Origin of the sequence: Mesorhizobium sp. M7A.F.Ca.CA.001.04.2.1, from assembly GCF_003998485.1 — a bacterium.
GTDB classification, from domain to species: domain Bacteria; phylum Pseudomonadota; class Alphaproteobacteria; order Rhizobiales; family Rhizobiaceae; genus Mesorhizobium; species Mesorhizobium ciceri.
The window spans coordinates 1-8974 of sequence record NZ_RZQT01000191.1; the positions used below are offsets into that span (position 1 = coordinate 1).

Below are 8974 nucleotides of genomic sequence, written 5' to 3' on the forward strand. Positions count from 1 at the left end.
CCATTCTGAAATACAATGCCGGGCACGCCGCAACGCGGATGAACCCCGTGTCGGCAGCCTATTGCGGCAAGGTCAAGGTGCAGATGGCTGCGCTTGGATCGCCCGCATAGCGGGCAACGATTGCGGAATACTGGCCGCTGCTCGCCACCGCGGCCGTCGACTCCGCCGCGTTCCTGAGGCCGATCGATGCCGTTCTCGTCATGTCGACGGTCTTGCGGCCGCGCTTCGTCTGCCTTTTGGCAATGGACTTCTTCGGTTTGGACCAGCTTGCCTTTTCCGCTTTGGCGGAAGCCCGCTTCGTCTCCGCTTTGGCGGATGCCTGCTTTGTCGCCTTGGCGTCGTGGCCTGCCTTGCCGCTTTTTGCGGATACCACGGGAAACCCTTGATCGGCCCGCGGGCTGAATGACGCTGCATGCGCCGCACTGAAGGCAAAAGTCATTACGCCGGCAGCAAGAGCTGCCGTTAAAACGGTAAATTTCTGCATGTGATCCTGTTCTGTCTGAACCGCGCGAAGATGTTCACGCAGCAACGCCTAACCAACGTCGGAACAACCCGGGGGGCTTGGGGTCCGACATCTACACGTCAGCCGTTTGACGCCCGAATTGGTGTCAAACAAGGCCAGGCAAGTCACTTTGAGTGACAGCCTGTAACTTAAGGATTGGAAAGAATTGCTTGGGAGAGGTCTCCCGGGGATTAGCGCTTCACGGAAGCAAGCAGACTTTGCAGCGTCCGCAGCGTCGAGCCGTCGGCAACGCCGTCCACCTTGCGCGGCCGGAAATGCCGTTGGAAGGCTTCGACCACCGCCTCCGTCTGCCGGTCGAAAACGCCGGATATTTCAACGCCATAGCCGTAGAGCGCCAGCATCGACTGCAACGCTTCGACATCGCCGCCGGTGTCGCCGGTTGTCAGAGTGGCGCCTCGCCTGACGGGCGCGGCCGTAACGAGATGGCCGACACCGGCCTCGAATAGCGTCCGCCACGGAAACTTCTCGCCGGGATCGATTTTGCGCCCCGGCGCAACATCGGAATGCGCGAGTACCCGCTCGGCGGCGATCGAATGCCGACCGGCGATCCCCCGGCACAGCCCGATCACGGCATCGATCTGCCGCCGGGGAAAACCGGGATAGCCCAGCGAATGCCCGGGATTGACGATCTCGATGCCGACGGAACAGGAATTGATGTCGGCGCGTCCGAACCACGAACTCTTGCCGGCATGCCAGGCGCGGTCGCTTTCCCTGACCATCTGCACGATATGGCCATTCTCGTGGACCAGATAATGCGACGAGACCTCGCTGGCCGGATCGCAAAGCCAGGCCTCGGCCCCGGCGCCGGTCGCCATGCCGGTGTAGTGCAGCACGATCATGTCAGGCCTGGGTGTCTCGCGCCGCGGGCCGAAATTCGGCGATACCCTGACTTCGGCACGTGGCTCGTCGGGCAGAAAGCCGCTCATGCGTGGCGCAGGCCCCGCTCAATCATCTCGTAGGCGGCATTGATCGCCGCCACCCTGGTGGTCGCGATCTTGATGAATTCCTGAGGCAGGCCGCGCGCGATCAGCCGATCCGGATGATTGTCGGAAACCAGCTTGCGATAGCGTTTCCTGACCTCTTCGAACGGCTTGCCGCGCTCGATGCCCAGCACGACATAGGGATCCCCGGCGCCGAGATTGACGTGCCGGGCCATGATGGCTTCGTAATGCGCTTCGTCGATGCGGAAAATCTCGGCGATGCGGTGCAGGAAATGGCCTTCGCGCTCGTGCACCAGCCCGTCGGCCTTGGCGATGTGGAACAGACCGTCGAGTATGTCTTCAAGCATCACGCAGTTGGAATGCCCCGAACCGCACATCTGGGCCATCCGCTCGGCATAGGTTTCGAAACCGGCCACGTCGCGCTGGGCGAGATCGAACAGCCGCGCCACATTGCGCGTCTCCTTCGGCGGCACTTCGAATATCTCCTGGAAGGCGCGCACCTCGTCCTGGGTGACGATGCCATCGGCCTTGGCCATCTTGGCCGACAGCGCGATCATCGCCACCGAAAAGGCGACACGCCGGCGCAAATCCGCATCGCCGGAGAAAACCGTGCGCACAGCCTCGACAACGTCGGCGACACCCGACGAGGTTGAGGATGAAACGCGGGTGACGAACTCGCCGAGGCGATCCCAAATCGACATGGCCTGCTTCTTAGAGCCACCGCTTCCTCCTATCAAGCCGGGACAGTGCCGCAGGCTTTGCGCGACAAATCGATCCGGCGCGCGAGAGGGATTGGCCCACGGCGCTCGGACGACATGAGAAAGGCCGGCGCGAGCCGGCCTTCCTCATTCATCACAAGAAGTACTGCTTGCTCACTACTGCGCGGGCGCAGGAGCTGGTGTTGCCGGAGCCGGCTCGGCGGGCTTCTCGGGTGTGATGCTCTTCGTGGTCGAATTATCCGTTGCCGGAGGCGTCGCGGCCGGCGGCGTGGCTTCCGGGGTGGCCGGCTTCATCGGTTCCTCGGCGGCCGGCGGGTTGGTGCTCTGGGTGGTGGTGTTGTCCGTACCGCTGTCACTGCAGGCGGCGACGCCAAGCAAAGCCAAACCGGAAACGGACGCGAGAATGAGCTTTTTCATTTGTCTCTCCTTCAACACACGCTCACGTTGCCGTGAGCGGTCGAAGGACAAATGCGTCAGCCGGCCATGAGTTTCGTAACGTTGCGTTTCCGCATGTAACATCGTCTGGTTCATTTGCGATTGCCGCTCAGGCCGTAGCGAACTAACAGCATGTGCCGAAACACCGATCGAACAGAAGAGCGCCAGGGGCTGTCATGACCGAAAAATGGGATTTCTGGATCGACCGCGGCGGCACATTCACCGATATCATCGGCCGAGATCCGGAAGGCGGGCTGCACCCGCGCAAGCTTCTCTCCGAAAATCCCGAAGCCTATAACGATGCCGCCATCCAGGGCATTCGCGACCTTCTTGGCTTGTCGGCCGGCGACACGATCCCGAGCGGCCTGATCGGCGACCTCAAGATGGGCACCACGGTCGCCACAAATGCGCTGCTGGAGCGCAAGGGCGACCGCGTGCTTTTGCTCATCACCAAGGGCTTCCGCGATGCGCTGAAGATCGCCTACCAGGCGCGCCCGGACATCTTCGCCAAGGAGATCATCCTTCCCGAACAGCTCTACGAGCGCGTCATCGAAATCAACGAGCGTGTGCGCGCCGATGGCTGCGTCGAACAATTGCTCGATATCGCCGCCTGCCGGCCGGCGATCGAACAGGCCAGGGCCGATGGCATCGATGCGGTCGCCATCGTCTTCATGCACGCCTGGAAATACCCCGACCACGAGAAGGCCGTGGCGAAAGTCTGCCGCAAACTCGGTTTCAGCCAGGTCTCGGTCAGCCATGAGGTCTCGCCGCTGATCAAGCTGGTCGGCCGCGGCGACACCGCGGTGGTCGACGCCTATTTGTCGCCGATCCTGTCGCGCTATGTGCAAAGGGTGGCGGGAGAGTTGGGTGCGGCGCCAAGCTCCCCCCTTGTGGGGGAGAGCGATCAATCCCCCCGCCTGATGTTCATGATGTCGTCGGGCGGTCTCACCGCCGCCGACATGTTCCAGGGCAAGGACGCACTGCTGTCAGGACCAGCCGGCGGTGTCGTCGGCATGGTCGAGACGGCCAGGCTCGCCGGCTTCGACAAGGTCATCGGTTTCGACATGGGCGGCACCTCGACCGACGTCGCTCACTATGACGGCGAATATGAGCGCGCCTTCGACACCGAGGTCGCCGGCGTGCGCATCCGCGCGCCGATGATGCGCATCCATACCGTCGCCGCCGGCGGCGGCTCGATCCTGCATTACGAGGCCGGCCGCTTCCGGGCCGGGCCGGATTCCGCAGGCGCAAATCCCGGCCCGGCAGCCTACCGGCGCGGCGGCCCGCTCGCCGTCACCGACGCCAATGTGATGCTGGGCAAGCTGCAGCCCGATTTCTTCCCGGCCATTTTCGGACCCGGCCAGGACCAGACGCTCGACGTCGAGACGGTAGGGGCAAAATTCGCCGCACTCGCCACCGAAATCGGCGATGGCCGGTCGCCCGAGACTGTCGCCGAGGGCTTCGTCACCATCGCCGTCGAAAACATGGCCAATGCCATCAAGAAGATCTCCGTGCAGCGCGGCTACGACGTCACCGAATATCTCTTGAACTGTTTTGGCGGCGCCGGCGGCCAGCACGCTTGCCTGGTCGCCGATGCGCTCGGCATGGAAGCGGTGCTGATCCATCCCTTCTCAGGTCTTCTGTCGGCCTATGGCATCGGCCTGTCCTCGGTCTTTGCCTCGCGCCAGCAGGCGCTGCTGAAGCCCCTTGCCGAAGAGTCCAGAACGGAGATCGGCAACCTCATTGCCATCTTGAGAAAAGCCGTTGTCGCAGAACTCGCGGCGCAAGGCATCGGCGAGGATACGGTCGCCACGAAGCCGGTGCTGCACATTCGCTACGATGGCACCGACACGACACTGCCGGTGAATTTCGAGGCGGATTCGATTTTCCAGGCCAGGCGCGATTTTGAAATCGCCCACAAGGCGCAGTTCGGTTTCGTCTATGACGACAAGCCGATGATCGTCGAGACCGTCGGCGTCGAAGGCACCGACACTGGCGGCACTGGGCGCGACGAAACTGAATCGCGAACCGAAGACCTTGCCGTAAGCCCTTCACAGACCCGCGAAATCTTCACCGAGGGAGAGTGGCGCACTTCACCCATCTTCCGCCGCGAGGCGCTGAAGCCGGGAAACAGGGTTGCGGGACCTGCCTTGATTATCGAGCCGAACCAGACAATCGTCATCGAGCCGGGCTGGCTGGCCGAAATCACCGCCAGGAACCACGTGCTCCTGCGCCGCGTCGAGAAAAAGCGCCGGCAGGCAGCGCTCGGCACCGAGGCCGATCCGGTCATGCTGGAGGTCTTCAACAACCTCTTCATGTCGATCGCCGAGCAGATGGGCGTCACGCTGCAGAACACCGCCTATTCCGTCAACATCAAGGAACGGCTGGATTTTTCCTGCGCCGTCTTCGACCGGACCGGCGCGCTGGTCGCCAATGCGCCGCACATGCCGGTACATCTCGGCTCGATGGACCGCTCGGTCGAAACCATCATCCGGCTGAATTCCGGCGACATCCACCCCCGCGACGTCTTTGCCCTCAACGCACCCTACAATGGCGGCACGCATCTGCCGGACATCACTGTCGTGACGCCGGTCTTCGATGATGCCAAGGAAAGAATCCTGTTCTGGGCCGCCTCGCGCGGCCATCACGCCGATATCGGCGGCACGGCACCCGGCTCGATGACGCCGCTCGCCACCACGGTCGACGAGGAAGGCGTGCTGTTCGACAATTTCCGCATCGTCGACCGTGGCCGCTTCCGCGAGAAGGAGCTGGAAACGCTGCTCACCGATCACCGCTATCCGGCCCGCAATCCGCACCAGAACATCGCCGACCTCAAGGCGCAGATCGCCGCCAACGAGAAGGGCGTAGCCGAACTGCGCAAGATGGTCTCCCATTTCGGCCTCGATGTCGTCGAGGCCTATATGGGCCATGTCCAGGACAATGCCGCCGAAAGCGTGCGCCGCGTGCTGGAGCGGCTGCCGGATAGTTCTGAGTACGAATACCCGACCGACACCGGCCAGATCATCAAGGTGAAGATCACGGTCGACCGGCAAAAGCGCGAGGCGACGGTAGACTTCACCGGCACCTCGCCGGTGATGAAGAACAATTTCAACGCGCCCGAGCCGGTGGCCCGCGCCGCCGTGCTCTACGCCTTCCGCGTCATGGTCGAGGATATGATCCCGATGAATGCCGGGTGCCTGCGGCCCATCAACATCATCATTCCCGATGGCTGCATGCTGAAACCCGCCTACCCCGCCGCCGTCGTCGCCGGCAATGTCGAGACCTCGCAGCATGTCACCAACGCGCTGTTCGGCGCCATGGGCGCCATGGCCAACGCCCAAGGCACGATGAACAACCTGACCTTCGGCAACAAGACGTATCAATATTACGAGACGATCTGCTCCGGCTCGCCGGCCGGCCGGATGAACTCCGGCCGCGGCTTTGCCGGCACCTCCGGCGTCCACACCCACATGACCAATTCGCGCCTCACCGATCCCGAAGTGCTGGAGCTGCGCTTTCCCGTTCTGCTCGAGGATTTCCACATCCGGAAAGATTCCGGCGGCAAGGGCAAATGGAGCGCCGGCGACGGCACCAAACGCACCATCCGCTTCCTCGAAAAGATGGAATGCGCGATCCTGTCCTCGCACCGCAACCGGCCGCCGCAAGGGCTGGACGGAGGCGGCGACGGCGAGGTCGGCTCGACCAAGATCCGCCGCAAGGACGGCACGATCGACCTGCTGAAAGCCTGCGACCAGACCGTGCTGCAGGCAGGAGACGCCGTCATCCTGACGACGCCGACGCCGGGGGGATTTGGCCGGCGATGACCTCGCCCCCGGGCTGCTAGCCGGCTGCTGTCATCCATCTGTCATCGCCGAGCGCTACCCGCTTGCGGCAAAGCAAATGGGGAATCATCTTGCCATGACGGACGTTTCCGCAGATCTGGTTTTTAGCCGCGGCAAGGAAGTTGGAAAGGCCGTCTATCAGAACCGCCCGCTGTCGAAGGCCGGCATTTCGGAGCGGCTGTTCGCCTTCCTGTTTTCCGGCCTCGTCTATCCGCAGATCTGGGAAGACCCCGATGTCGACATGGAGGCGATGCAGCTTGGCCAGGGCCACCGCGTCGTCACCATCGCCTCGGGCGGCTGCAACATCCTGGCCTACCTCACGCGCTCGCCGGCCCGGGTCGACGCCGTCGACCTCAACACCGCGCACATCGCGCTGAACCGCATGAAGCTGGAGGCGGTGCGCCATTTGCCATCGCAGGGCGATCTGTTCCGCTTCTTCGGAGCCGCCGACACCAGCCACAATTCGAAAGCGTATGACCGTTTCATCGCGCCGCATCTCGATCCTGTCAGCCGTCACTACTGGGAGCGCCGCAACTGGCGCGGGCGCCGTCGCATCACTGTGTTCGACCGCAATTTCTACCAGACCGGCCTGCTCGGCCTGTTCATCGCCATGGGCCATCGCACGGGAAAATTCTTCGGCGTCGACCCAGCCGGCATCATGCAGGCCAGGAACATCGGCGAGCAGCGCCGCTTCTTCAACGAGGAGTTGGCGCCGGTCTTCGACAACAAGCTTTTGAGATGGGCGACGTCGCGCAAGGCTTCACTGTTCGGCCTCGGCATTCCACCGGCGCAGTACGATTCGCTGATCACTTCTGGCGACGGCACCATGGCCAGCGTGCTGAAAGCCCGGCTGGAAAAACTCGCTTGCGATTTTCCGCTGGAGAATAACTACTTCGCCTGGCAAGCCTTTGCCCGCCGCTATCCGAACCCCGGCGAGGCCGCCCTGCCCGCCTATCTCGAAAGGCAGAATTACGAGACCATCCGCGGCAATGTCGGCCGCGTCGCCATCCACCATGCCAATCTGATCGAGTTTCTCGCCGGCAAGGATGCAGGCGCGGTCGACCGCTTCGTCCTGCTCGACGCACAGGACTGGATGACCGACGATCAGCTCAACGCGCTGTGGGCGGAAATCACCCGTACGGCTTCGACCGGCGCCCGCGTCATCTTCCGCACCGCCGCCGAGCCCAGCCTGCTGCCGGGTCGCGTCTCCAGCTCGCTGCTCGACCAATGGGACTATCAGGACCAGGCTTCGCGCGAATTTTCGGCCCGCGACCGCTCGGCCATCTATGGCGGCTTCCACCTCTATGTGAAGCGCGCGGCATGAGCAGCAGCGAGCTGCCGGCCAGCCCCGAATTCAAGGCCAATCATGCCGAACTGATGGACGGCGTCTACCGCTGGCAGCGCCACATCTACGACCTGACCCGCAAATACTACCTGCTCGGCCGCGACCCAATGATCTCGGGGCTCGACGTGCCTGTCAGTGGCACCGTGCTGGAACTCGGCTGCGGCACCGGCCGCAACGTTATCCTCGCCGCCCGTCACTATCCCGACGCGCGCTTTTTCGGCCTCGATATTTCGGCCGAAATGCTGGAGACGGCCGGAAAGGCGATCGACCGCGAGGGCCTGTCCGGTCGCGTCATATTGGCTAGGGGCGATGCCACCGATTTCGATGCCCGTGCACTCTTCGATGTCGAACGCTTCGACCGTGTCTTCGTGTCCTATTCGCTGTCGATGATCCCCGGCTGGGAAAAAACAGTATCGGCGGCACTTGCCGCCCTGTCGCCGAACGGTTCGCTGCACATCGTCGATTTCGGCCAGCAGGAAGGCCTGCCGCGCTGGTTTCGCACACTGCTGCGCGGCTGGCTGAAAAAATTCCACGTCGCGCCTCGTGAATCGCTGCGCGAAGTGCTGGAATCGGAATCTCGGCGAACCGGCGCAAGCTTCCGTTTCCGCACGCTTTATCGCGGCTACGCCTGGCTGGCGGTTATCGGGCCGCGCGGCTAGCCAAGGTGAAACCGCCATTTGCAGGCCGACCTCACCTGAATGTCAATGCACCTTAATGGAGTGCCTTCACCAACGCCCCCACCATCGTCTGCGGCCGATAGCCAAGCTTGGCAGGCGTCAGCCCCAGCCGCACCACCACCAACTGCTCCGAGGGAATGATGGCAACCGTCTGCCCGTCATGGCCTTCCATCCAGTACGTGTCCTTGGGCAGGCCTGCAGCGACGCCGGCGCCGGGGTTTTCCTCATCGCCCGGGGCCTCGATCCACAATTGGCCCTTGCCGTAGACCTTCGAGGCGGATGCCGGCTCTCGCATCCAGTCGACGAAACCGGCCGGCAGGATCTGGTTGCCGTTCCACACCCCGCCTTGCAGCAGGAACTGGCCGAAGCGCGCCCAGTCATGCGCGGTCGCGTAAAGATAGGACGAGCCGACGAAGGTGCCCAGCTCGTCCGTTTCGAGCACCGCGCTGTGCATGCCGAGCGGCTCGAATAGCGCCGTTCGCGGCCAGGTCA

General features: G+C 63.2%; 7 protein-coding genes and 2 pseudogenes. 4 read left to right on the forward strand and 5 right to left on the reverse strand.

Annotated features, from left to right (window positions below; all coding sequences use genetic code 11):
- Positions 1–110 (forward strand): annotated as a pseudogene (locus tag EN955_RS35740) (lytic transglycosylase domain-containing protein); the annotation flags it as partial.
- Here the strand turns inward: EN955_RS35740 and EN955_RS32150 are convergent.
- The 4 genes from EN955_RS32150 to EN955_RS32165 form a co-directional block, all read right to left on the reverse strand.
- Complete coding sequence (locus tag EN955_RS32150) at positions 59–529, reverse strand: hypothetical protein (RefSeq protein WP_245492851.1); 471 nt, start codon at positions 527–529, stop codon at positions 59–61. The pseudogene EN955_RS35740 and the gene EN955_RS32150 sit on opposite strands and share 52 nt — an antisense overlap.
- Positions 530–693: 164 nt before the next feature.
- The gene (locus EN955_RS32155) at positions 694–1449 is read right to left on the reverse strand and encodes an N-acetylmuramoyl-L-alanine amidase (protein ID WP_024501474.1); all 756 of its coding nucleotides are present in this window, start codon (positions 1447–1449) and stop codon (positions 694–696) included.
- Positions 1446–2165 (reverse strand): DnaJ family molecular chaperone, encoded by a 720-nt coding sequence (locus tag EN955_RS32160; RefSeq protein WP_024501475.1) that lies wholly within the window; start codon positions 2163–2165, stop codon positions 1446–1448. The genes EN955_RS32155 and EN955_RS32160 overlap by 4 nt, the downstream gene beginning before the upstream one ends.
- A 174-nt stretch (positions 2166–2339) precedes the next feature.
- Positions 2340–2714, reverse strand: coding sequence for a hypothetical protein (locus EN955_RS32165; protein ID WP_244514312.1), 375 nt, complete (start codon positions 2712–2714; stop codon positions 2340–2342).
- A gap of 80 nt (positions 2715–2794) precedes the next feature.
- Here EN955_RS32165 and EN955_RS32170 point away from each other — a divergent pair, with 80 nt between their 5' ends.
- From EN955_RS32170 to EN955_RS32180, 3 genes are all read left to right on the forward strand, one after another.
- Positions 2795–6442 carry a hydantoinase B/oxoprolinase family protein gene (locus tag EN955_RS32170; RefSeq protein WP_024501476.1) on the forward strand — a complete coding sequence of 1216 codons (3648 nt, stop codon included), beginning with the start codon at positions 2795–2797 and terminating at the stop codon, positions 6440–6442.
- 94 nt (positions 6443–6536) lie between these two features.
- Entirely contained in the window at positions 6537–7784 is a 1248-nt protein-coding gene (locus EN955_RS32175; RefSeq protein ID WP_024501477.1) for a DUF3419 family protein, read from the forward strand.
- On the forward strand, positions 7781–8464 hold the full coding sequence (locus tag EN955_RS32180; RefSeq protein ID WP_024501478.1) for a class I SAM-dependent methyltransferase: 684 nt from the start codon (positions 7781–7783) through the stop codon (positions 8462–8464). Before EN955_RS32175 ends, EN955_RS32180 begins: the two co-directional genes overlap by 4 nt.
- Positions 8465–8516: 52 nt before the next feature.
- On the opposite strand, the pseudogene EN955_RS32185 reads toward EN955_RS32180, so the two are convergent.
- Positions 8517–8974, reverse strand: a pseudogene (locus EN955_RS32185) (serine hydrolase); the annotation flags it as partial.